The following is a 25,745-nucleotide window of genomic DNA, read 5'->3' on the forward strand; positions in this document are numbered from 1 at the left end:
GTTTCAAGATGCTTTAAGGTTTTATTTTTTTCTAATTGATTTTTGTTTACCTATGCTTATTTCTTCCACAATCTATCACTCAATACGCTTATATTATTTATACAAATCAATCAAGTGGAGAGTCTTCCCTATAAGTATCTGTTATTTATTCGGTTTAATTTTTCATTATCTTAATACAATGCATTGGGAGGAGCTATTTCGAGGGCAAAAGTTTGTATTTAATATCTTGCTGATATTAACTGCTATAATTTCTTATTTACCTTGTCTATATTTGTACATACTTCAAAGAAGAAAGAACAATCCATAGGTAATAGTTGCTTTTGGTTAATCTAAACAAGTGTTTTCGAATGACTTAAATAGTACCTAAAAATATTTTTATTAAGTATCAATTTTAATGTAAAAATCTACTCTACATTCTTTGAAAGGAGTAGAACACGCCCTAAATGATGCGTGAAAACTCCTTCCCCACCATTTAACAACGTATTTAAACTACAGAAAGGATAGTTTGGTTACTTATAGTAACTGAACACGGGACTAATTTCCGTAAAATATCCTTTATTTTATAAAAAACTACTCTACATTCTTTGAAAGGAGTTGAACACGCCCTAAATACTGTGCGAAAAAGATAAATTCTCTTGTGAGCATTGCTCACTGCAAGAATTTCCTATTTTCACTTTGTATTTTACGGGCTCTGTATCCTATATGAGTAACATTCAAAACATGTCCCTTGAGGACATCATGGGAGAGCGCTTTGGTCGCTACTCCAAATACATTATTCAAGAGCGGGCCTTGCCAGACATTCGCGATGGCTTGAAGCCTGTTCAGCGTCGTATTCTTTATTCGATGAACAAGGACGGCAATACCTTTGACAAGGGCTACCGTAAGTCTGCTAAGTCTGTCGGGAACATCATGGGGAATTTCCACCCCCACGGTGACAGCTCCATCTACGATGCCATGGTTCGTATGTCTCAGGATTGGAAAAACCGTGAGATTCTCGTTGAGATGCACGGTAACAATGGTTCCATGGACGGTGATCCGCCGGCGGCTATGCGTTATACTGAGGCACGCTTGTCTGAGATGGCTGGCTATCTTTTGCAGGATATCGAGAAAGATACCGTTCCTTTTGCTTGGAACTTTGACGATACCGAGAAGGAGCCGACTGTTCTGCCGGCAGCCTTTCCTAATCTTTTGGTTAATGGAGCAACTGGGATTTCTGCTGGTTATGCGACGGATATTCCACCTCATAATCTAGCCGAAGTCATTGACGCGGTTATCTATATGATTGACCATCCGTCTGCCAAGGTGGACAAACTTATGGAGTTTCTGCCTGGCCCAGACTTCCCGACAGGAGCTATTGTCCAAGGTCGAGATGAGATTAAGAAAGCCTACGAGACTGGCAAAGGTCGCGTCGTGGTGCGCTCCAGAACTGAGATTGAAAAGCTGAAGGGCGGAAAAGAGCAAATCGTCATCACCGAGATTCCTTACGAGATTAATAAAGCGGTCTTGGTCAAGAAAATCGACGATGTGCGGGTCAATAATAAGGTGGCCGGCATTGCTGAGGTGCGGGACGAGTCCGACCGTGACGGTCTTCGCATTGCCATTGAGCTCAAGAAAGACGCTAATACCGAGCTGATTCTCAACTATCTTTTCAAATACACTGATTTGCAAGTCAATTACAACTTCAACATGGTGGCTATTGACAATTTCACGCCGCGTTTGGTGGGGATTGTGCCAATCTTAACCAGTTATATTGCCCACCGCAAGGAGATTATTCTGGCTCGCAGCCGTTTTGACAAGGCCAAGGCTGAAAAACGACTTCATATCGTGGAAGGACTGATTCGGGTTATTTCCATCTTGGACGAGGTGATTGCCCTGATTCGTGCTTCTGAAAACAAAGCAGACGCCAAGGAAAATCTTAAGGTCAGCTATGATTTTACTGAGGAGCAGGCTGAGGCTATCGTCACTCTCCAACTCTACCGTTTGACCAATACAGACGTAGTGGTTCTGGAAGAGGAAGAAGCAGAGCTGCGCGAGAAGATTGCCATGCTGGCAGCCATTATCGGCGATGAGCGCACCATGTATAATCTTATGAAGCGTGAGCTCCGCGATGTCAAGAAGAAGTTTGGCAATCCGCGTCTCAGTGAGCTGCAGGATACGGCAAACGCCATCGAGATTGATACAGCTAGTCTCATTGTTGAGGAAGAGACCTATGTCAGCGTGACACGTTCTGGATACATCAAGCGGACTAGTCCGCGTTCCTTCTCAGCTTCTACCCTAGAGGAGATGGGCAAGCGTGATGATGACCGATTGATTTTCGTCAGTCCAGCCAAGACGACTCAGCATTTATTGATTTTCACCAGTCTTGGAAATGTTATTTACCGGCCTGTTCATGAACTGTCAGATATCCGCTGGAAAGAAATCGGAGAACACCTCAGCCAGACCATCAATAACTTCGATACCAAAGAAGAAGTTATCTATGCAGAGTTGCTGGACAACTTTGAGGAGGGGACCTACTTTGCAGCGACCAAACTGGGACAAATCAAGAGAGTGGAGCGCAAGGAGTTCAGTCCTTGGCGGACCTACAAGTCCAAGTCGCTTAAGTTTGCCAAGCTGAAAAATGAAGACGACCAGGTCATTGCTCTGGCGCCGATTAAGCTGGATGATGTTATGCTCGTGACTAGGAATGGCTACGCCCTTCGATTCAATATTGAGGAAGTTCCTGTAATCGGAGCTAAGGCGGCAGGGGTTAAAGCCATCAATCTCAAGAAAGACGACCTCCTAGCGGCAGCCTTTATCGCCAACACAGACTCACTTTACATCCTGACGCAGCGCGGTTCGCTCAAGCGTATGGCAGTCGCAGATATTCCTGTTACTAGTCGGGTAAATCGCGGTCTCCAAGTTTTGAGAGAGCTTAAGACCAAGCCGCATCGTGTCTTTGTGGCTGGACCAGTCTATGGCGAAGCAGTGGACTTCGACCTCTTTACAACAGAAGCTGAAGCCATTGAAGAGCAGATTTTGCAGGTGCTTTCTAATAAAGGAACGGCCTATGAAATCAATCTGGCCGACCTCAGCCTGTCTGAGCGCACCAGCAACGGTAGCTTCATTTCTGATTCTATTTCAGACGAAGAAGTCTTCTCAGCTTATATCAAGTAATCAACAAGCCAGTTCATACGAACTGGTTTTTTAAAAAATAAATTTTCAGAAAATTGAAAATAATGATTGAATTTTTCAGAAAAAGGTGTACAATAGGGAGTATCTATAAATTGAAAGATAAGGAAAAGAGGAAAAAGACTATGACAGTAAATCTTGATTGGGAAAATCTTGGTTTTTCATATATGAAATTGCCCTATCGCTATATCGCTTATTATCGGAATGGTCAGTGGGAGGAAGGCAAGCTGACAGAAGATGCGACCCTGCATATTTCTGAGTCTTCACCAAGTCTTCACTATGGTCAGCAGGCTTTCGAAGGTCTAAAGGCTTATCGGACTAAGGACGGCAGTGTCCAGCTTTTCCGTCCAGATGAGAATGCTAAGCGCCTGCAACGCACTTGCGATCGTCTCTTGATGCCACAAGTTTCAACTGAAATGTTTGTGGAAGCGTGTAAGGCTGTTGTCCGCGCCAATGAAGAATATGTACCGCCATATGGAACGGGAGGAACTCTCTACCTTCGTCCCCTTTTGATTGGTATCGGAGATATCATCGGTGTAAAACCAGCAGAGGAGTATATTTTTACGATTTTTGCTATGCCAGTTGGAAACTACTTCAAGGGTGGTTTGGTTCCAACCAACTTCTTGATCCAAGATGAATATGACCGTGCAGCTCCACATGGTACGGGTGCGGCCAAGGTAGGTGGTAACTACGCAGCTAGTCTTCTACCAGGTAAGATGGCTAAGTCTCGCAACTTTTCTGACGTTATCTACCTAGATCCGTCAACTCATACCAAAATTGAAGAAGTCGGATCAGCCAATTTCTTTGGAATCACCAAGGACAATGAATTTGTGACTCCGCTGAGCCCGTCCATTCTGCCGTCCATTACCAAATATTCCTTGCTTTACTTGGCAGAACACCGCTTAGGATTGACGCCAATTGAAGGCGACGTTCCAATTGACAATTTGGATCGCTTTGTCGAAGCAGGAGCCTGTGGTACTGCGGCTGTTATCTCACCAATTGGAGGAATCCAGCACGGTGATGACTTCCATGTTTTTTACAGTGAAACAGAAGTCGGCCCAGTGACCCGCAAACTCTACGATGAGCTGACTGGTATCCAATTTGGTGATGTAGAAGCTCCAGAAGGTTGGATTGTAAAAGTAGACGAATAACTTTAAGAGCCTTTCGAGGCTCTTTTTATTGAGGAAATCACTTGCCAGCTTTGCTATTTTTGTGTAAAATAGAAACTTGAAAGAGGTAGAAGAATGAGTAAAAAAGATAAAAAAATTGAGATTCAGATTGCGGATAGTAAGGTGACACTTGGCGCTGACCAATTTGATGGCTACACCCTTTCTATTGGGAAAAAGGTCATTGGGGAGATTGCCGAGTTTGACGGCCAATTTGCTATTATCAAGAATGGAAATGTTGAAAGTTTATATAAAAAGCTTGAAAAAGCGGTGGAAACTTTGATTGAAACCTACAATTTAGGAAAATAAGGGCTTGCGCTTTTATTAGATTAATGATATAATTGATATCGTTGATTGTCGGAGAGATAGCGAAGAGGCTAAACGCGGCGGACTGTAAATCCGCTCCTTCGGGTTCGGGGGTTCGAATCCCTCTCTCTCCATTTCATCATTGGGGTATAGCCAAGCGGTAAGGCAAGGGACTTTGACTCCCTCATGCGTTGGTTCGAATCCAGCTACCCCAGTTCTTAGGTAATATATCAGATAAAGGATAAAATATCGTCGGATATTTTATTTCTTTATAGGGTGAAAAACGGTAAAAGATAAATCAATGTCGTTTGCGGGTGCTTAGGAAAATAATTATAAGTATGTCAAGTAGTATACTTGATTGTTGGAGGATTTTTTTAGATGAATGAATTTGAAGATTTGCTAAACAGTGTTAGCCAAGTCGAGCCAGGTGATGTCGTTACTGCTGAAGTATTGACAGTGGATGCTAACCAAGCTAATGTTGCCATTGCTGGTACTGGTGTTGAAGGGGTTTTGACTCTGCGTGAGTTGACAAATGATCGTGATGCTGACATCAATGACTTTGTAAAACCAGGTGACACACTTGAATTGCTTGTTCTTCGTCAAGTAGTAGGTAAAGATACAGATACAGTTACTTACCTAGTATCTAAAAAACGTTTAGAAGCTCGCAAAGCATGGGACAAATTGGTTGGTCGTGAAGAAGAAGTTGTTACTGTTAAGGGCACTCGTGCTGTTAAAGGTGGACTTTCTGTTGAGTTTGAAGGACTTCGTGGATTTATTCCAGCTTCAATGCTCGATACTCGTTTCGTTCGCAACACTGAACGTTTTGTAGGTCAAGAATTTGATGCTAAGATCAAAGAAGTAGATCCAAAAGAAAACCGCTTCATCCTTTCACGTCGTGAAGTTGTAGAAGCAGAAGCTGCAGCAGCGCGTGCAGAAGTATTTGGTAAATTGAATGTTGGTGATGTTGTAACTGGTAAAGTTGCGCGCATCACAAGCTTCGGTGCTTTCATTGACCTTGGTGGTGTTGATGGTTTGGTTCACTTGACTGAACTTTCTCACGAGCGCAACGTTTCACCAAAATCTGTTGTTTCAGTTGGTGACGAAATCGAAGTAAAAGTTCTTGATTTGAACGAAGAAGAAGGCCGCGTGTCTCTTTCACTTAAAGCTACAACTCCTGGACCATGGGATGGTGTTGAACAAAAACTTGCTGCTGGCGATGTAGTTGAAGGTACAGTAAAACGTTTGACTGACTTCGGTGCTTTCGTTGAAGTATTGCCAGGTATCGACGGACTTGTTCACATCTCACAAATTTCACACAAACGTGTTGAAAATCCAAAAGATGCTCTTAAAGTTGGTCAAGAAGTAACTGTTAAAGTTCTTGAAGTGAATGCTGCTGCTGAGCGTGTATCACTTTCTATCAAGGCTCTTGAAGAGCGTCCAGCTCAAGAAGAAGGCCAAAAAGAAGAAAAACGTCAATCTCGTCCACGTCGTCAAGAAAAACGTGACTTCGAGCTTCCAGAAACTCAAACTGGTTTCTCAATGGCTGATCTTTTCGGTGATATCGAATTGTAATTTACTTAAGAAGAGGCTGAGTTTTTCAGCTTCTTTTTTCGTCTTTTCAAGTGGGACTTTGTATCCGAGTCATTTATTGCGATACTTGCTCTTTATGCATGTTCAGTTTTATTTAAGCGAAAGATGCTAGACTAAATCTCTCGTGCATTCTATGAGAAAGGAGCCTGCCGTGAAGTTTATTTTCAATTCTATTAGATTTATAGTTCGCTTGGCTTGGCGGCTCATCTGGGGGCTTATTTGGTCTGTGGCACTCAGTTTCCTTGTTCTTGTAGGTGTTTTTTATTTTACTACTTCGACAGAGACGGGGGCAGAGGGATTATCGCAGGCTCTTCGAACTACTGTTACTCAAGTGGATCAATTCTTAACGCATCAAGGACTTTCCACTGGCCTTCAGACTAGTGAAGGAATGCAGTCCCATCAGCTGACAGATGAGCATACAGGGACGGGAGCTCGTTGGGCGCAGGCTAGTGCTACGGTATATATCGATACCGCTAATGAAACTTTTCGTTCAGCCTATCAGGAGGCCATCGATGCTTGGAATCAGACAGGTGCCTTCACCTTTCAAATCATCAATGATAAAGACAAGGCGGACATTGTTGCGACGGAGATGAATGACGGTAATGTCAGTGCAGCTGGTGAGGCTGAGTCGCAGACCAATCTCCTCACCAAACGATTTACTCATGTGACTGTTCGTCTTAATAGTTACTACTTGCTGGACAGACGCTATGGTTATTCTCATGAGCGGATTGTCAATACAGCAGCTCACGAATTGGGCCATGCTATCGGATTAGACCATAATGAGGAGGAATCAGTGATGCAGTCGGCAGGCTCATTTTATAGCATTCAGCCGATAGATATCCAGGCTGTAAAAGACTTGTATCAATCATAAAGGTATGCTAAGATCGATTTTTAATATTATTAGACGCTTCCCAGAGCAAGTTTTCCTTTTTCTTTTTAACTCAGGCATTTTTGCTTGGCTGTGGAAAAGCGGCAGCGACATTGCTAACCAGCTAGGCGTGACAGCAGCTTGGGAAAGTCATGTTCCAGCGCCCATTCAGGCCTTCTTTGGCGAGAATGTTGAGACAGTTCAAGGATTTTTCCAGCATTCAGCCATTATGTGGCTGATTGGTTCCATGATTATTCTATGGATTGTTCGTTTTGTCAAGGGGATGATAAAACTAAGTCTTTTTGTTTTGATTATTTTGCTGGGTATTTACTTGGTTATGCAAAATCAAGAAGTTTTAGCTAGTTTTCTGTAAACTACAAGTAATTTATAGAAGAAAAAACTTTTGACATGAAGAGACTTAATTGAGCGAGAGCAAGTTTTTCATGGCAAGTTCAGTGCAAGCTTTCCAAGAAGTTTTTATGAAGTCTTGCACTTTCTGCTCTTGGCTCCTACTTTTATCTAAAGTCGAGGATTCAAGTTTGAAAAGCTTGATGAGCGTTGGTCATGCTTAGTAAAAAAAGGCTTCTAAAAAATATTTTTAAAAAAAGCAAAAGAAAGGGTTTACATTCACATTTTGATGTGCTATAATGAAACCATAAATTGAATAGGGTGAGCGTTACTAAGTTGGATTAGGCGTGACCGCAAATGAATTGGAAGAGGCAAGTGCTCTTGTATTTTCCGTTTATTTGCGGTCATTTTTATTTCACGAAAACCCAAGAAAATGATAAGGAGGGAACTATGTATCGAATCATACTTCCTATGAATAACAATGTTGCTCTAGCCAAACATGAAAATGGTGAAGAGGTTGTTCTGATTGGTAGTGGTATAGCATTCAATAAGAAAAAGGGTGATCCTGTTCTGGAAAGTAAGATTGAGAAAGTCTTTCGTATGAGAACGGAAGAGTCCAAGGAAAACTTTGTGGCCTTGCTCAAAGATGTTCCGCTGGACTTTATCACAGTGACCTATGATGTGATTGACACGCTTTCCAAGAAATACCATTACCCAGTCCAGGAGTATATCTATGTCACACTGACGGACCATATCTACTGTTCTTATCAAGCACTTCAGCAGGGGCGGTACAAGGAGAGTGACCTACCAGATGCTTCAGATAAATATCCCACTCCTTATCAAATCGCGCAAGAAGCAGTGGCTATTTATCGGGAACGACTCTTAGAAGCATTTCCAGACGATGAAATAAACAGAATCGCCTATCACTTTATCAATGCAGAAGGGGTCTCCAGTCCAGCAGGGCAGAGTCATTTAGATCAGCGGAAGGAAATTCTAGCCGCTGTAGAAGAAGAGCTGAGAAAGCAGGGAATTAAAAGAACATCGGAGAATAGCAACTTCTATGACCGATTTATGATTCATCTCAATTACTTCTTAGATTACTTAGACAGAAGCCGAGATGACAACGTTTCACTGTTAGAAATGGAAAGTCAGATTAAACTGACCTATCCCAAAGCTTATCAAATCGGAAGTAGTCTTTATGAGATTATTGCCCAGAAAACTGGAATAGACTTGTATCATAGTGAGCGAGTTTATCTGGTCTTGCATATTCAACGATTATTATAAGGAACATTAAAAGGAGGATCTATCATGAATAGAGAAGAAGTAACATTACTTGGTTTTGAAATCGTAGCCTACGCAGGTGACGCTCGCTCCAAGTTGCTGGAAGCACTAAATGCAGCTCAGGCTGGAGAATTTGACCGCGCAGAAAGTTTGGTGGAAGAAGCCAATGCTTGTATTGTCGAAGCGCACCATGCTCAGACCAGCCTTTTGACCAAAGAAGCTGCTGGTGAGGACTTGGCTTATAGCGTGACGATGATGCACGGCCAAGACCACTTGATGACAACCTTGTTGCTTAAGGATTTGATGAAACACATGATTGAACTATACAAAAGAGGAGTAAAATAATGAACAAACTCATCGGACTTATTGAGAAAGGGAAGCCTTTCTTTGAGAAGATTTCTCGGAATATCTATCTCCGTGCTATTCGGGATGGCTTTATCGCTGGTATGCCAGTTATCCTCTTCTCATCTATCTTTATCTTGATTGCCTATGTGCCAAATGCTTGGGGTTTCCACTGGTCTAAGGATATTGAAACTTTCTTAATGACCCCTTATAGCTATTCAATGGGGATTCTGGCTTTCTTTGTGGGCGGGACCACTGCAAAGGCTTTGACGGACTCTGTCAATCGCAGCCTGCCTGCTACAAACCAGATTAACTTCTTATCTACTATGCTGGCTTCTATGGTCGGCTTCCTCCTCATGGCCGCTGAGCCTGCCAAGGATGGTGGTTTCCTGACAGCCTTTATGGGAACAAAAGGTCTTTTGACAGCTTTCATCGCAGCCTTTGTTACAGTTAATGTCTACAAAGTTTGTGTGAAAAATAATGTCACCATCCGCATGCCTGAAGAAGTTCCACCAAATATCTCGCAAGTATTTAAAGACTTGATTCCATTTACTGTTTCAGTCGTTCTGCTCTACGGTCTGGAACTGCTTGTTAAAGCAAGTCTGGGAGTAACCGTTGCTGAATCCATTGGAACACTTCTTGCTCCGCTTTTCTCAGCGGCAGATGGCTATCTGGGAATCACGCTTATCTTTGGTGCTTATGCTTTCTTCTGGTTCGTGGGAATTCACGGTCCGTCTATCGTTGAGCCTGCCATTGCTGCCATTACTTATGCCAATATCGATGCTAACTTGGCCTTGCTTCAAGCTGGTCAGCATGCGGATAAGGTCATCACTTCTGGTACTCAAATGTTCATCGTGACCATGGGTGGTACTGGTGCGACCTTGATTGTTCCATTCCTCTTCATGTGGATCTGTAAGTCTGAGCGCAACCGTGCGATTGGACGGGCATCTGTTGTCCCAACCTTCTTTGGTGTTAATGAGCCGATTCTTTTTGGTGCTCCAATCGTACTGAATCCGATTTTCTTCATTCCATTTATCTTTGCACCTATCGCAAACGTATGGATTTTCAAATTCTTTGTTGATACTTTAAACATGAACTCCTTCTCAGCCAACCTTCCTTGGGTGACACCTGGACCTCTGGGAATTGTGCTGGGGACCAACTTCCAGCTTCTGTCCTTTGTACTAGCGGCCCTTCTTGTCGTAGTGGATGTGATTATTTACTATCCATTTGTCAAGGTTTATGACGAACAAATCCTAGAAGAAGAACGTTCTGGCAAAGCGAACGATGCTCTTAAAGAAAAAGTAGCAGCTAACTTTAATACTGCTAAAGCGGATGCTATCCTTGAAAAAGCAGGAGTAGATGCAGAAGCTCCAGCTCAAAACAATATTAGCGAAGAAACCAATGTTCTGGTGCTCTGTGCGGGTGGTGGTACTAGTGGGTTGCTGGCCAACGCTTTGAATAAAGCAGCAGCTGAATACAATGTTCCTGTCAAAGCAGCAGCGGGTGGCTACGGTGCTCACCGTGAAATGCTGCCTGAGTTTGACCTAGTTATCCTGGCTCCTCAAGTTGCCTCCAACTTTGAAGACATGAAGGCTGAAACGGATAAATTGGGTATCAAGCTAGCTAAGACCGAAGGCGCCCAATACATCAAACTAACCCGTGATGGCAAAGGAGCACTGGCCTTCGTTCAGGAGCAATTCAAGAACTAAATCTGTTTATGTGAGATGAAGCAACTTGATAGAGTTTGGGACAAAAGTCCTAGCCTCTCAATTGTCTTTGGATTGTCGAGCAAGACGCAGTGGTTGAGTGGGCTCTACTACGCTGATTTCATCAGCTTTTATAGCCCTACTCAACTGTGCGGAGGTGGGACGACGAAATCGAATTCTAACGAATTACCGATTTCTGTCCCACTCTCCAAATGTTATTGAAAGGAAAATAAGATGACAAAAAGCTTACCTAAAGATTTTATTTTCGGTGGTGCAACAGCGGCCTATCAAGCTGAGGGAGCAACCCACACAGATGGAAAAGGACCTGTTGCCTGGGATAAGTACCTAGAGGATAACTACTGGTACACGGCAGAACCTGCCAGTGACTTTTACCACAAATACCCTGTGGATCTGAAATTGGCTGAAGAGTATGGCGTCAATGGGATTCGGATCTCCATTGCTTGGTCACGGATTTTCCCGACAGGCTATGGCGAGGTCAATCCAAAAGGTGTGGAATTTTATCATAATCTTTTCGCAGAATGTCACAAGCGTCATGTAGAACCTTTTGTGACCCTTCACCACTTTGATACACCAGAGGCTCTTCATTCAAATGGAGATTTCCTCAATCGGGAAAATATTGAGCACTTTGTGGACTATGCAGCTTTCTGTTTTGAAGAATTTCCAGAAGTTCGCTATTGGACAACTTTCAATGAAATTGGTCCCATTGGTGATGGTCAGTACTTAGTCGGAAAATTTCCTCCGGGTATTCAGTATGACTTGGCCAAGGTTTTCCAATCCCATCATAACATGATGGTTTCTCATGCCCGTGCTGTTAAGCTCTATAAGGACAAGGGCTACAAGGGTGAAATTGGTGTTGTTCATGCACTTCCAACAAAATATCCTTACGATCCAGAAAATCCAGCAGATGTCAGAGCGGCAGAGTTGGAAGATATTATTCATAACAAATTTATCCTAGATGCGACTTATCTGGGGCACTATTCAGATGTAACTCTGGCAGGAGTTAATCATATCCTTAAGGTCAATGGTGGCCAGCTCGACTTACGTGATGAAGACTTTGTGTCTTTAGAAGCAGCCAAAGACCTCAATGACTTCCTTGGCATCAACTACTATATGAGTGACTGGATGCGCGACTTTGACGGTGAAACTGAAATTATCCATAACGGAAAAGGCGAAAAGGGAAGCTCCAAGTACCAGATTAAGGGGGTAGGTCGCAGAGAATCGCCGACCCATATACCAAAAACCGATTGGGATTGGATTATCTATCCGCAAGGTCTTTATGATCAAATCATGCGGATTAAGAAGGATTATCCAAACTACAAGAAGATTTATATCACAGAAAATGGTCTGGGTTATAAAGATGAATTTGTGGACAATACAGTTTACGACGATGCTCGGATTGACTATGTCAAGCAGCATTTGGAAGTTTTATCCGATGCGATTGCGGATGGGGCTAATGTCAAGGGCTACTTTATCTGGTCTCTGATGGATGTCTTTTCTTGGTCTAACGGTTATGAAAAACGCTACGGCTTATTCTACGTAGATTTCGAAACGCAGAAACGCTATCCGAAGAAATCCGCTCACTGGTATAAGAAACTAGCCGAAACGCAAATGATTGAATAGGAAATAAAGCCGATAGAATTGAACTCTATCGGCTTTATTGGGCATGCCAATATATTTAAAGTCTGATTTGATGGTAGGGAAAGCTTGGTGCTCAATCACTAGACAGGATATTCTGGTCGGAGTACTTGCGAAAAAATTTAAAATTTTTCTTTGAATTGGCTTGAGAGACAGATAGTTTGGATTGCATTTTTTATGACAGCCAATGGCCCTGTACTTGGAAATCTGCTATAATGGTCTTATGATTATTTTACAAGCAAACAAGATTGAACGCTCTTTTGCAGGGGAGCTACTTTTTGATAATATCAACCTGCAGGTGGATGAGAGTGACCGTATTGCCCTCGTCGGTAAAAATGGAGCTGGGAAGTCAACCCTGCTCAAGATTTTGGTGGGCGAGGAAGAGCCGACGTCTGGTCAAATCAATAAAAAACGAGACTTATCCCTGTCCTATCTGGCTCAGGACAGTCGCTTTGAGTCGGAGAATACTATCTTCGACGAGATGCTGCTGGTCTTTGATAGTCTGCGTCAGCAAGAGAAGCGCTTGCGGCAGATGGAGCTGCAAATGGGAGAATTGTCAGGGGGAGAGCTGACTGCTCTCATGACCCAGTATGACCAGCTGTCAGAGGACTTTCGCCAGAAAGGTGGTTTTACCTATGAGGCTGATATTCGAGCTATTTTGAATGGTTTCAAGTTTGACCAGTCCATGTGGCAGATGAAGATCTCTGAGCTTTCGGGCGGGCAGAACACCCGTCTGGCTCTGGCCAAGATGCTTTTGGAGAAGCCAGAGCTGCTGGTGTTGGACGAGCCGACCAATCACTTGGATATCGAGACCATTGCCTGGCTGGAGACTTACTTGATTAACTACAGCGGTGCCCTAATCATCGTCAGCCACGACCGCTATTTTCTAGATAAGGTTGCGACTATAACGTTGGATTTGACCAAGCATTCCTTGGATCGCTATGTGGGCAATTACTCTAGCTTTGTGGTCCAAAAGGAGCAGAAGCTGGCCACTGAAGCCAAGAACTATGAAAAGCAACAGAAAGAAATCGCTGCGCTGGAGGACTTTGTCAATCGCAATCTGGTTCGGGCTTCCACAACCAAGCGGGCTCAGTCCCGCCGTAAACAGCTGGAAAAGATGGAGCGTTTGGACAGGCCGGAGACCGGCAGTCGATCGGCTAATATGACATTCAAATCTGATAAAGTTTCGGGCAATGTTGTGCTGACCTTGGAAGATGCAGCTATTGGCTACGGTGAGGAAGTCCTGTCGGAGCCGATTAACCTTGACATTCGCAAGTTTAATGCGGTAGCTATTGTCGGGCCAAATGGGATTGGAAAGACGACCTTGATTAAATCACTAATCGGGCAAGTGCCCTTCATCAGAGGCAAGGAGCAGCTGGGGGCTAATGTGGAAGTGGGCTACTATGACCAGACCCAGAGTAAACTGACTGCCAGCAATACGGTTCTTGATGAGCTATGGAATGACTTCAAGCTGACGCCAGAGGTCGAGATTCGCAATCGCTTAGGCGCTTTTCTCTTCTCGGGAGACGATGTCAAGAAGTCTGTCGGCATGCTATCAGGTGGAGAGCGAGCACGCCTACTCCTAGCCAAGCTGTCTATGGAAAACAACAACTTTCTCATCCTAGACGAGCCGACCAACCACCTGGACATTGACAGCAAGGAAGTGCTGGAAAATGCCCTGATTGACTTTGACGGAACCCTGCTCTTTGTAAGCCATGACCGCTACTTTATCAACCGCGTAGCCACTCAGATTATCGAGCTTTCTGAAACAGGCTCCACCCTTTATCTGGGTGATTATGACTACTATCTGGAGAAAAAGGCAGAGCAGGAAGCCTTGCGTGAGGAGACGGAGCAGACCAGTCCTGACAAGCCTGCCCCTGCCAATGACTATCAGCTTCAAAAGGAAAACCAGAAAGAACAGCGCCGTCTGGCCCGTCGCCTAGAACAACTGGAAGCGCAAATCGAGGACTTGGACAGCCAGATCAGTCAGCTTCAGGAAGCCATGCAGGCAACCAATGACGCTGGCGAACTCATGGAGAGCCAGCAGCAAATCGACCAGCTGACCGCTGCCCAAGAAGAAGCCATGCTAGAATGGGAGGAACTGGCGGAGAAGGTGTAGTTTTCTAATTTGAATAAGGAGAACATGATGGCGACTGAAAATGATTGGTTTATGAAGCAGATTAAAGGTGTAGCCGACATGATTGGTACAACTTTGCGCCTACAGATTCAGAATTTAGATTTGGGGCAGTATGAGGATGAGGAAGGAAGACTCATCAACGGGGCTCGCTATCTTCAGCAAGTCTTACAAGAGTAGCGCTTTGCAGAGGCCATTTCTTTTGTTGAAGAGCAGATGAAACGCCTACCTCTTCATCAGTATGATCTATTGGTTGATTGGCTGATTTCCTACTTAAGACAATTAGATTTTTCCGTGAAAGAAGATCAAGGATTCGACGAAGGGTACTTGCAAGAGTTAGAAAGGTACTTAAAGGAATTTAAGTGGTAAACAAATGGAAGATATAGGCAAAGTTTTTCGCGATTTTCGTTTAAATGGACAGTATTCTTTGAAGGAAGCGGCAGGTCAGGTTTGCTCGACTTCGGCTACATCTTTCGTTTTTGTAGAAAAAAATTTGATTTTTACTAAAGACTCATCTCGCCTAGAGTAAGTTTTAAACTCTCTCATGCGTGCTGAGTCCCTTTTAGGAGACGCTGTTAAGGCTGTCTCGAGCGGGTGGAAATCTATGACATCTGGGTTTGGAGATTAAAAATGAAAAAGAAATCGATTTTTAAGGCCAGTTTTGAAGAGAGTTTGAATTTGGAAGATGATGGTTTTTTACAGTATCAGAAAGGAAATGTTTTCTCTAAGTTAGAAACATATTATAGGGAAGGAAAGTCTAAACTAGTTCTTCATATTCAGAATATTGTTTTCACTCTTATCGGTCCTGTCATTATAAACTTTATGATTCTTGTTTTCTAGCTGTCCTTGCACGACTCTGATCCTAAAGATTTAAGATTGCCTATCTATCAACATCCATTACTAACAGCTGAGGTATATCTAGTCTGTTTCTTAATTTGGGTATTTATCATATTGATTGGTAAAGTTTTTAGAAAAGCTTTTATACTGCCTTATCGTAATCATTTTCATGTCATCACATTTCTAATTTGGCTTAGTCTTGAATTTAATCTGTTAGCGATTGATATGTCATTACCAACTTTATCTATTTGGATGGTTGCTGCTATTTTTGTTTTTATTACTATATTAGCCTATTTTATGTTTAGCCTTGAAATTGAAAGTCTTAAAAAACTGATGTATGGTAATGGAAGTGGCTCTTCTCTTCGCAACAAAATTGCCAATAAGATAGCGATTTATGGAATGAGTTTTTTGGGAATTGGAGTAATTATAAACTTTATTATAAAAAGTTTTTCCATAAAATTTTCAACTTCATTGGAAGGATTAGGTCTTTTGATAACATGGATTATCCTAAATATTGCTGTGATTGCTATGCTAATTTACATCGAATTTCCTAGTTATTTACAAGCATTCTACAAATGGAAATACCCAGAAGAATATCGTCAGTGGGAAGGTAAGACTGTAGAGGAATGGTATGGAAAAAAATATTTAAAAAAACACAAGGAGTTATTAAAATAGGATTTGGGTGAAAAGTATGAAGAAATCAATTTTTAAAGCAAGTTTTGAAGAGAGTTTAAATTTGGAAGATGATGGGTTTTTACAGTATCAGAAACAAGATTATTATAATAAACTTGGGAAAGCCTTTAAGAAAGGGAGACCTTCCTTTTGGTTTGGTATTAAAACTTTTATTCTTAGTCTGTTGTTTCCGATAGGTTTAAATTTCATGTTCCTTGCTTTTACCCTATCATTGCAAAATTCTGATCCTAAAGATTTAACGTTACCAGTTTCTCAGTATCCTTTGCTAACAGTCGAGCTTTATTTAATTTGCTTGTTAATTTGGTTGTTATTGGTATTAATGGGTAAATTTTTTAAACGGACGTTTATCCTCCCTTATCGTTATCGCTTTCATTTTATAACTTTTATGATATGGCTTATGTTTGAATTTAATTTGATGGCCATAACAATGAGTTTACCTATATTAACAATATGGGGGATCTTGGTATTTTTTGGACTTCTAGTATTCTTGGCTTATGTAATGTTAAGAACGGAGCTTAGAAGTTTGAAAAAACGAATGTATGGAGAAATTAAGTCACCTACCTTACAAGATAAAATTGCTAAAGGTATTGCTATTTATGGAGCCGGTATATTGGGCTTGGCTGTGATTGTTAATTATATTTTCAAAGCTTTTTCTATTAATTTTTCATCTTCTATAACTGTTTTTGGCCTCTTTATATGTTGGATCGTGGGCAATATTGGTTTAATAGCCATAATTGTATTTATGGAGTTTCCTTTCCTTTTAGAAGGCTACTATAAATGGAAATATCCTGAAGAATACCGCGAGTGGGAAGGGAAAACTGTGGAAGAATGGTATGGGAAAAAGTATTTAAAGAAACACAAGGAGTTATTGCAAAATAGGTAAAAAGAACGATTGGTGTGGGCAACAGAGATAAGTGAATAGAGTTTTTAGCAGAACAGCAATTAAAGAAATTAAAGTGGTAAACAAATGGAAGATTTAGGCAAAGTTTTTCGTGATTTTCGTTTGAATGGACATTATTCTTTGAAGGAAGCGGCTGGTCAGGTTTGCTCTACCTCTCAGCTATCTCGTTTTGAGCTGGGTGAGTCGGATATGACTCTCTCGAAATTTTTAGATCTTTTAGATAATATACATGTGACCCTTGAAAATTTTATGGACAAGGCCCGGAATTTCCAGCAGCATGAGCATGTGGCCATGATGGGTAAGATTATCCCTCTTTACTACTCAAATGACATCAAGGGATTTCAAGACTTGCAAGCGGAGCAGTTGGAAAAGGCCAAGGCCAGCAGTGCGCCTCTTTACTATGAGCTGAATTGGATTTTGATGCAGGGCTTGATTTGTCAGCGAGACAGCCAGTTTCGTATGAGGCAAGAGGATTTAGATAAGGTGGCTGATTATCTTTTCCAAGTGGAAGAATGGACTATGTATGAGCTGATTCTCTTTGGAAATCTCTATAGCTTTTATGATGTGGACTACGTCTACCGTCTGGGCAAGGAAGTCATGGAGCGGGAGGACTACTATAAAGAAATCGGCCGCCATAAGAAATTGGTCTTGATTTTAGCGCTCAATTGTTACCAGCATTGTTTGGAAGGTCGTTCTTTTGATAAGGCTAGTTATTTTGAGGCTTACGTAGAGAAAATCATTGGCAAGGGCATTAAACTCTATGAACGCAATGTGTTCCTCTATCTCAAGGGTTTTGCGGCTTATCAGAAGGAGCAGAAGAAGCAGGGCATCACGCAAATGCAGGAAGCCATGCACATATTTGAAGTGCTGGAACTACCTGAGCAGGTCGCCTATTATCAAGAGCATTTCCATAAGTTTGTAAAAGCATAATTTCCCAAATATGGGAAAAATAAAGAACCTCCCTCCATTCCTGATACAATAGTTTCAGAAATGGAAGGAGGTATTTTTATGAATCGACAGGCAGCACAGCTGATTACACGGGCTGCTATTAATAAAATTGGAAATATGCTCTATGACTATGGGAATAGCATCTGGCTTGCTTCTTTGGGAGCTCTGGGACAGACGGTCTTGGGCATTTACCAGATATCAGAGCTAGTCACTTCTATCTTATTCAATCCTTTTGGAGGAGCCATTACGGACCGCTTTTCCAGACGTAAGGTGCTGATGGTAACGGACTTGATTTGTGCCGGGCTTTGTCTGCTGATTTCCTTTATCTCTAGTGACCGACTCATGATTGGAGCACTGATTTTTGCCAATGTGGTTCAGGCTATAGCCTTTGCCTTTTCTCGGCCAGCTAATAAATCCTACATTACAGAGATTGTGGACAAGGAAGACATCGTGGCCTACAATTCTCATCTGGAATTAGCCTTGCAGGTTATCAGTGTTTCAGCTCCAGTTTTGTCTTTTATCGTGATGCAGTATGCAAATTTGCGCGTGACCCTTCAGCTGGATGCTCTTAGTTTCTTTCTGGCTTTTGCCTTGGTTTATTTTCTACCTAATCATGAGCCAATCAAGCAGAAGTCTCCCATTAATTTTGGCAATATCCTGAGAGACATCAAGGAAGGTTTAGTTTATATCCGGCGGCAAAAAGAAATTTTCTTTCTGCTTTTAGTAGCTTCTGCAGTTAACTTCTTCTTTGCGGCCTTTAATTATCTATTGCCTTTTACCAATCAGCTCTACGGCAAGACTGGCTCTTATGCGACTATTCTGAGTTTAGGCGCTATTGGCTCAATCATTGGAGCCATTCTAGCCAGCAAGGTTAAGGCCAGTATGGGAAATCTACTCCTAGCTCTGCTATTGACTGGTGTCGGAGTCGCAGTCATGGGCATCTCTGCCTTGCTACCAGTTCATCCCTATTTTTCTTATTCTGGTAATCTTATCTGTGAGCTCTTTATGACTGTTTTCAATATTCATTTCTTCAGCCAGGTTCAGACCAAGGTAGACAAGCAGTATCTCGGCCGCGTTTTCTCAACGATCTACACGCTGGCAATTCTTTTCATGCCTCCTGCGACTTTCCTGATGACGCTTCTGCCGAGTGTCCGCACAGCCACCTTTCTCCTACTTGGTCTAGGAGTGATGGGATTGGCTTTGATTTCCTACCTTTATCAAAAGAAAGTAGAAAAAAACTAGGTTGGAGTGATTTCCAATCTAGTTTAATGTTTTGTCTTGCAAATCTTCAGCTGAGAATTTTTAAATTCATTACTAGCCTAATTTGGCTTAGAACTTTATTTCCAAGCTACTAGCCTAAATCGGCTGATAAATTAGTAGTGCGAGGTGTTTGAATAGCTGGTAGAAAAATTTTTTCCATTGGAATGTACATATAATCATTGTTCCCTGCTAGTAAAAGTAGTATGATGAAGTATAAGCAAAATTAATGGAGTGAGGAATGAAAGATTTTCATTTTGATGCGATTTCAGCATTTGAAAACTATAAAATTGAGGAGGCCAAAGATGGCCATGTTTTAGTAACCACAGAGGTCGTCCCCTCTTCTCTAAACTATTATGGAAATGCACACGGAGGTTACTTGTTCACCTTGTGCGATCAGATAAGTGGTTTGGTTGTCATTTCACAAGGAGCTGACGCTGTGACCTTGCAATCTTCTATCAATTATCTAAAAGCGGCCAAACTAGGCGATACTCTGAGCATTGAGGGGAACTGTATCCATGCAGGCCGGACAACTAGAGTGGTGGATGTGGATATTGTCAACCAAGATGGAAAGAATGTCTGCAAGGGGACCTTTACCATGTTTGTCACTGGCGAAAGGGGCGAAAATGCACAAGTTAGAATATAAACATTATCTTTTTGACTTTTACGGAACACTAGTAGATATCCGGACTGACGAAGATGATCCGACTTTATGGTTGTATCTTTCCCGCATCTATGCAGCATATGGAGCAGATTATCAGCCAGAAGACTTGAAAAAGAAGTATGGACAATTAGTAGTAGAGCAGGAAAATAAGATAGCTCAAGAGAAAAGCGTTGCCTATCCAGAGGTTGATTTGGTGGCGGTTTTCATTCAGCTTTTGCAGGAAGCTCCAACTAAGCATGAAACCCAGACTCCGCTTCCTGATTTGCAGGCTTGGGGAGAGCAGCTGGCCGTGACTTTTCGGAGTTTGTCCCGTCGTCAGCTCCATGCCTATCCGAATACCCTCAAAGTTTTAAAGGCCATTAAGGACCAGGGTGGCGATATTATATTGCTATCCAATGCTCAAAGGGCTTTTACAATGCCAGAAATTGAATTGACGGGTTGTGCTCCCTATCTGGATAAAATTTATATTTCTTCTGACTATCAGATCAAAAAACCGCAAGCAGAATGGCTAGAGCTTGTGTTGGAAGAGAATCAGCTCAATCCAGAAGATACGGTGATGGTTGGCAATGATTTTTCTACGGATATGGCTATTGCTCAAGCTGTTGGGATTGATGGAGTCTTGCTGAACACATTCCCATACTCGGATGCAGAGATAAACAAGCTCAATAAAATGCAGGCCAGAGTCATTACAGATATAGAAGAACTGCTGGAAAATAGGAAGTAAAGGATGTCGCGAGGTCTTTGAATGGTTTATTCACAGCCAAAACTGTGGATAACTTAGAGAAACATTACGATTTGATGAAAAATTGTGGATAACCTTTATTAATTTGCTTGCTTATGATATAATAGCCCATATAAATAAAAATAGAAGAGGTATGTGAAATGTCACGTAAACCATTTATTGCCGGTAACTGGAAAATGAATAAAAATCCAGAAGAAGCAAAAGCATTCGTTGAAGCAGTTGCATCAAAACTTCCTTCATCAGACCTTGTTGAAGCAGGTATCGCAGCTCCTGCAGTTGATTTGACAACTGTTCTTGCTGCTGCAAAAGGTTCAAACCTTAAAGTTGCTGCTCAAAACTGCTACTTTGAAAATGCAGGTGCTTTCACTGGTGAAACAAGCCCACAAGTTTTGAAAGAAATCGGTACTGACTACGTTGTTATCGGTCACTCAGAACGCCGTGACTACTTCCATGAAACTGACGAAGATATCAACAAAAAAGCTAAAGCAATCTTTGCAAATGGTATGCTTCCAATCATTTGTTGTGGTGAAAGCCTTGAAACTTACGAAGCTGGTAAAGCGGCTGAATTCGTAGGTGCTCAAGTATCTGCTGCTTTGGCTGGATTGACAGCTGAACAAGTTGCTGCATCAGTTATCGCTTATGAGCCAATCTGGGCTATCGGTACTGGTAAATCAGCTTCACAAGACGACGCACAAAAAATGTGTAAGGTTGTTCGTGACGTTGTAGCGGCTGACTTTGGTCAAGAAGTTGCTGATAAAGTTCGCGTTCAATACGGTGGTTCAGTTAAACCTGAAAACGTTGCTTCATACATGGCTTGCCAAGACGTTGATGGTGCCCTTGTTGGTGGAGCGTCACTTGAAGCTGAAAGCTTCCTAGCTCTTCTTGATTTTGTGAAATAAGAATAACAATAAATGGCTTGTTGCCTTAAAGGTGGCAAGCTTTTTAAAAGTTTGGAGATAAAAGGTGAAATCAAAGGAACTTATCTATTTAGCCAGTACAGCTATATTGCTAGCAGCAACGGCTAACGTAGTACAGGCAGAAGAAAATGCGCCGACAACCACAGACCCTGAAGTAGCTAAGGCAGAACTTCAAGTAGAAAAAGATCATCAACCTCAGCAGGTAGCCTTACCAGAAGCGGTGTCTACTGACCGTCAAGTCAAACAAGAAAGCTCGGCCGCAAATGCGGAAGCTAGTCCAGTATACAAGGCACCAGAAAATCTGGCACCTGCTGCTAGTCTGGTCAAGGAAAATGTACCAGAAAATAAAGCGAGTGAACAAGCAAAGATAGCTACTAGTGAACAAGCAAAGATAGCTACTTCTGAAGCGATTCAGAATCCAGTAAAGGCTGAGCAGACTTCCCCAGCGATCAGCACCAGTCCTGCATCCAAAAAAGGTAGTACTTCTTTTTATAATGCGGCTTCTTCAGCAGGACAAACAGCGCGTGGCAATTCACAAGCAGAAATCAAGGGCTCTACCTTTGTGGATGTGAGTAGTCATAACGGCCATATCAGCGTAGAAGACTATCGCCAATTAGCATCCAAAGGTGTTGGCGGTGTCGTTGTCAAACTGACAGAAGGAACCCACTATACTAATCCTTATGCTGAGTCTCAGGTTCGAAATGCGCAAGCAGCTGGTTTGCAAGTATCAACCTATGCTTTCTCGCATTATACAAATGATGCAGAAGCGAGAGCAGAAGCCCGTTACTATGCTGCTTTTGCTAATAAACTGTCCTTGCCTAAAAATACAGTCATGGTCAATGACATGGAAGATCCTAAAATGCAAACGGGGATCAACCAGCATACTCAGGCTTGGGCGGATGAAATGCGCAAGCAGGGATATGCAAATCTGATGTATTACACAAGTGCTAGCTGGGTTGACCAGAACAACCTACGCCACAAAGGTTCAATCAATACATCTCTCTTTGGCCTTGATAATTTTTGGATTGCTCAGTATCCAGCACCGAAGCTAAGTGCAAATGATGCTAAAAATTTGAAGTACAATAGCAGAGCAGGAGCTTGGCAATTTACTTCTCAAGCGCAGCTGCTTTCTGGTAAGCATGTTTTCGATCAAAGTATTGACTACTCTGGTAGATTTACAGCTAGAGCTACTTTGGTCAAACAACCGCTGACAGGTAAGATTAGTATTCAAAATAATAATCCAAAAACTGGCACATTTGATGTCGTTGTTTCCGAAGTTTCCGCACCATATGGAGTTCAGGAAGTTAAACTTCCGACTTGGTCCAGTGAGCGTGGGCAAGATGATATTGTTTGGTACACTGCAACGAAGCAAGCCAACGGAACTTATAAGCTGACAGTTAATGCTGCCAACCATAAAGGTTCTACGGGCGAATACAATGTTCATTTGTATTACGTTCAAGGTGACGGAAAGTTGGTAAACGTCGGTGGTACAACGACTAAGGTTTCAGTTGCTAAACCAGAAGGCAAGCTGACTATTGCCAACAACAATCCTAAGACTGGTACATTCGATGTGATCGTGTCTGATGTCTCTAGCCCACAAGGGGTTCGTGAAGTCTTACTTCCAACTTGGTCACATGAGCAAGGTCAGGATGACATCATCTGGCACAAGGCACAGAAACAGTCAGACGGTACATATAAATTCACAGTTCGTTCTAGCGAGCATAAGAACTCTGTCGGCGACTACAGTGTCCACTTGTACTACGTTCAAGGTGATGGTAAGTTAGTCGGCGTTGGTGGTACAACGACTAAGGTTTCGGTTGCTAAACCAGAAGGCAAGCTGACTATTGCTAACAACGATCCAAAGACCGGTACATTCGATGTGATCGTGTCCGAGGTTTCTAGTCCGCAAGGCGTTCGTGAAGTCTTGCTTCCGACTTGGTCAAATGAACAAGGTCAGGATGATTTGATTTGGCACAAGGCACAGAAACAGTCAGACGGTACATATAAATTCACCGTCCGTTCCAGCGAGCATAAGAATTCTGTAGGCGACTACAGTGTCCACTTGTACTATATCCAAAACGACGGCAAGATGGTCGGCGTTGGTGGTACAACGACTAAGGTTTCGGTTGCTAAACCAGAAGGCAAGCTGACTATTGCTAACAACGATCCAAAGACCGGTACATTCGATGTGATCGTGTCCGAGGTTTCTAGTCCGCAAGGTGTTCGTGAAGTCTTGCTTCCGACTTGGTCAAATGAACAAGGTCAGGATGATTTGATTTGGCACAAGGCACAGAAACAGTCAGACGGTACTTATAAATTTACTGTCCGTTCCAGCGATCACAAAAATTCTGTAGGCGACTACAGTGTCCACTTGTACTATATCCAAAACGACGGCAAGATGGTTGGTGTTGGCGGTACAACGACTAAAGTCACTCGAGCTTCAGTTGTTAAGCCAGAAGGCAAGTTAACTATTGCCAATAACGATCCTAAGGCTGGTACATTCGATGTGATCGTGTCAGAAGTTTCTAGCCCACAAGGGGTTCGTGAAGTCTTGCTTCCAACTTGGTCAAATGAGAATGGTCAGGATGACATCATCTGGCACAAGGCACAAAGACAGTCAGACGGTACATATAAATTCACCGTCCATTCTAGCGAGCATAAGAATTCTGTCGGCGACTACAGTGTTCACTTGTATTATGTCCAAAACGATGGCAAGATGGTCGGTGTCGGTGGCACGACGACCAAGGTTTCAGTTGCTAAACCAGAAGGTAAACTGACTATTGCCAACAACAATCCCAAGATCGGTACATTCGATGTGATCGTGTCCGAGGTTTCTAGCCCACAAGGCGTTCGTGAAGTCTTACTTCCAACTTGGTCAAATGATCAAGGTCAGGATGACATCATTTGGCACAAGGCGCAGAAACAGTCAGACGGTACTTATAAATTCACGGTTCATGCTAGTGAGCACAAGAATTCTGTCGGCGACTACAGTGTCCACTTGTACTATGTCCAAAATGACGGCAAGATGGTCGGTGTCGGTGGCACGACGACTAAGGTTTCGGTTGCTAAACCAGAAGGCAAGCTGACTATTGCTAACAACAATCCAAAGACCAGTACATTCGATGTGATTGTGTCCGAGGTTTCCAGCCCGCAAGGCCTTCGTGAAGTCTTGCTTCCGACTTGGTCAAATGAGAATGGTCAAGATGACATCATCTGGCACAAGGCACAGAAACAGTCAGACGGTACTTATAAATTTACTGTCCGTTCCAGCGATCATAAAAATTCTGTTGGCGACTACAGTGTCCACTTGTACTATGTCCAAAACGACGGTAAGATGGTCGGTGTTGGTGGCACAACAACTAAGGTTTCCATTGCGACAGGGGAGAAACCACAGGGAAAAATCAGTATTCAAAATAAAAACAATGAAACTGGTGAATTTGATATCGTCGTTTCTGGTGTTGTAGCTCCAGAAGGTGTCAAAACTGTCTATTTGCCAACTTGGTCCAGTCAAAATGGACAAGATGATATTCAATGGTATACGGCGGAACGCCAAGCTGATGGTACTTATCGCAAGCATGTTTATGCAAGAGACCATAAAAATAGCCAAGGCGAGTACAATGTTCACCTATATTACTTGAACAATCGCAATCAGCTGCAAGGAGCTGGTGGAGAGAAGACCACGGTTTCTATCAAATATCCTCAATCGCCTAGCAATCAGCGTGATCGTGTTCTTGCAGCAGCAGCAGCGATGGTTGGCGTCAAGGGAGGCAGTGCTGAGCACCACCGTTTGGTCAATGACTATAATAGCGTTAGACCGCTACCAGTCGGTTATGCTGTAAAGAATTCAGATGACTGGTGCGACATTTTCACAACAGTTATTTTCCAAAGAGAAGGCCTGAGCGATCTCATCGGTCGCGAATGTGGTGTTGAGCGCCATATTCATATCTTTAAACGTCTAGGTATCTGGAATGAAGATGGTAATTCTACACCTAAAGCGGGCGATATTATCACCTTTAACTGGGATAAAGATACCCAGCAAAATGATGGCTGGGCTGATCATATCGGTATTGTCGAAAAAGTTGAAAATGGTATCATTCATACGATTGAAGGTAACAGTAACGACGAAGTTAAACGTAATACTTATCGTATTGGTCATGGAAATATCCGTGGTTTCGCGTCACCTCGTTATAGATAAACACAAAAAAACCAAGGGAAACCTTG

18 protein-coding genes, 2 tRNA genes and 3 pseudogenes are annotated in these 25,745 nt (G+C 42.5%); all 23 read left to right on the forward strand.

The genetic code is table 11. The features are described from left to right. The first annotated feature begins 702 nt into the window (after positions 1 to 702). The gene (parC, locus tag FZ954_RS00880) at positions 703 to 3,153 is read left to right on the forward strand and encodes a DNA topoisomerase IV subunit A (protein WP_148876299.1); all 2,451 of its coding nucleotides are present in this window, start codon (positions 703 to 705) and stop codon (positions 3,151 to 3,153) included. Positions 3,154 to 3,215: 62 nt separating this feature from the next. Further along, entirely contained in the window at positions 3,216 to 4,319 is a 1,104-nt protein-coding gene (locus FZ954_RS00885; RefSeq protein WP_148877622.1) for a branched-chain amino acid aminotransferase, read from the forward strand. Between the two features lie 93 nt (positions 4,320 to 4,412). After that, positions 4,413 to 4,643, forward strand: coding sequence for a DUF2969 domain-containing protein (locus FZ954_RS00890; protein ID WP_125388101.1), 231 nt, complete (start codon positions 4,413 to 4,415; stop codon positions 4,641 to 4,643). Positions 4,644 to 4,693: 50 nt separating this feature from the next. Then, positions 4,694 to 4,774, forward strand: a tRNA-Tyr gene (locus FZ954_RS00895). 9 nt (positions 4,775 to 4,783) lie between these two features. Further along, positions 4,784 to 4,855, forward strand: a tRNA-Gln gene (locus FZ954_RS00900). A gap of 163 nt (positions 4,856 to 5,018) precedes the next feature. Beyond that, entirely contained in the window at positions 5,019 to 6,212 is a 1,194-nt protein-coding gene (rpsA, locus tag FZ954_RS00905) for a 30S ribosomal protein S1 (protein ID WP_148876301.1), read from the forward strand. 151 nt (positions 6,213 to 6,363) lie between these two features. Further along, positions 6,364 to 7,101 (forward strand): matrixin family metalloprotease, encoded by a 738-nt coding sequence (locus tag FZ954_RS00910; protein ID WP_187423302.1) that lies wholly within the window; start codon positions 6,364 to 6,366, stop codon positions 7,099 to 7,101. A 4-nt stretch (positions 7,102 to 7,105) separates the two neighbouring features. Beyond that, a complete protein-coding gene (locus tag FZ954_RS00915) occupies positions 7,106 to 7,471 on the forward strand; it encodes a hypothetical protein (protein ID WP_125371056.1) in 366 nt (121 codons plus the stop codon). 425 nt (positions 7,472 to 7,896) lie between these two features. Further along, positions 7,897 to 8,730, forward strand: a complete 834-nt coding sequence (locus FZ954_RS00920; RefSeq protein ID WP_148876306.1) for a PRD domain-containing protein — start codon at positions 7,897 to 7,899, stop codon at positions 8,728 to 8,730. Between the two features lie 24 nt (positions 8,731 to 8,754). Beyond that, positions 8,755 to 9,072 (forward strand): PTS lactose transporter subunit IIA, encoded by a 318-nt coding sequence (lacF, locus tag FZ954_RS00925; RefSeq protein WP_125371058.1) that lies wholly within the window; start codon positions 8,755 to 8,757, stop codon positions 9,070 to 9,072. Beyond that, entirely contained in the window at positions 9,072 to 10,778 is a 1,707-nt protein-coding gene (locus tag FZ954_RS00930; RefSeq protein WP_148876309.1) for a lactose-specific PTS transporter subunit EIIC, read from the forward strand. The genes lacF and FZ954_RS00930 overlap by 1 nt, the downstream gene beginning before the upstream one ends. A gap of 231 nt (positions 10,779 to 11,009) precedes the next feature. Continuing rightward, complete coding sequence (lacG, locus tag FZ954_RS00940; RefSeq protein ID WP_125371060.1) at positions 11,010 to 12,416, forward strand: 6-phospho-beta-galactosidase; 1,407 nt, start codon at positions 11,010 to 11,012, stop codon at positions 12,414 to 12,416. 238 nt (positions 12,417 to 12,654) lie between these two features. Next, on the forward strand, positions 12,655 to 14,550 hold the full coding sequence (locus FZ954_RS00945; RefSeq protein WP_148876312.1) for an ABC-F family ATP-binding cassette domain-containing protein: 1,896 nt from the start codon (positions 12,655 to 12,657) through the stop codon (positions 14,548 to 14,550). Positions 14,551 to 14,577: 27 nt separating this feature from the next. Then, a pseudogene (locus tag FZ954_RS12045) lies at positions 14,578 to 14,934 on the forward strand (hypothetical protein). A 4-nt stretch (positions 14,935 to 14,938) separates the two neighbouring features. Continuing rightward, a pseudogene (locus tag FZ954_RS00955) lies at positions 14,939 to 15,073 on the forward strand (MutR family transcriptional regulator); the annotation flags it as partial. Positions 15,074 to 15,195: 122 nt separating this feature from the next. Further along, positions 15,196 to 16,077 (forward strand): annotated as a pseudogene (locus tag FZ954_RS00960) (hypothetical protein). 16 nt (positions 16,078 to 16,093) lie between these two features. Next, the gene (locus FZ954_RS00965) at positions 16,094 to 16,978 is read left to right on the forward strand and encodes a DUF2207 domain-containing protein (RefSeq protein WP_148876315.1); all 885 of its coding nucleotides are present in this window, start codon (positions 16,094 to 16,096) and stop codon (positions 16,976 to 16,978) included. 84 nt (positions 16,979 to 17,062) lie between these two features. Then, positions 17,063 to 17,926, forward strand: coding sequence for a helix-turn-helix domain-containing protein (locus tag FZ954_RS00970; protein WP_148876317.1), 864 nt, complete (start codon positions 17,063 to 17,065; stop codon positions 17,924 to 17,926). A gap of 78 nt (positions 17,927 to 18,004) precedes the next feature. After that, the gene (locus tag FZ954_RS00975) at positions 18,005 to 19,186 is read left to right on the forward strand and encodes an MFS transporter (RefSeq protein WP_148876320.1); all 1,182 of its coding nucleotides are present in this window, start codon (positions 18,005 to 18,007) and stop codon (positions 19,184 to 19,186) included. A gap of 256 nt (positions 19,187 to 19,442) precedes the next feature. Next, on the forward strand, positions 19,443 to 19,847 hold the full coding sequence (locus FZ954_RS00980; protein WP_005589681.1) for a PaaI family thioesterase: 405 nt from the start codon (positions 19,443 to 19,445) through the stop codon (positions 19,845 to 19,847). Next, on the forward strand, positions 19,828 to 20,589 hold the full coding sequence (locus FZ954_RS00985) for an HAD family hydrolase (protein ID WP_148876324.1): 762 nt from the start codon (positions 19,828 to 19,830) through the stop codon (positions 20,587 to 20,589). The genes FZ954_RS00980 and FZ954_RS00985 overlap by 20 nt, the downstream gene beginning before the upstream one ends. A 158-nt stretch (positions 20,590 to 20,747) precedes the next feature. Next, on the forward strand, positions 20,748 to 21,506 hold the full coding sequence (gene tpiA / locus FZ954_RS00990; RefSeq protein ID WP_148876327.1) for a triose-phosphate isomerase: 759 nt from the start codon (positions 20,748 to 20,750) through the stop codon (positions 21,504 to 21,506). A 64-nt stretch (positions 21,507 to 21,570) separates the two neighbouring features. Beyond that, entirely contained in the window at positions 21,571 to 25,719 is a 4,149-nt protein-coding gene (locus FZ954_RS00995) for a GBS Bsp-like repeat-containing protein (protein WP_187423304.1), read from the forward strand. Positions 25,720 to 25,745: the final 26 nt, after the last annotated feature.

The organism is Streptococcus sp. Marseille-P7375 (genome assembly GCF_902460365.1).
Lineage (GTDB): Bacteria > Bacillota > Bacilli > Lactobacillales > Streptococcaceae > Streptococcus > Streptococcus cristatus_I.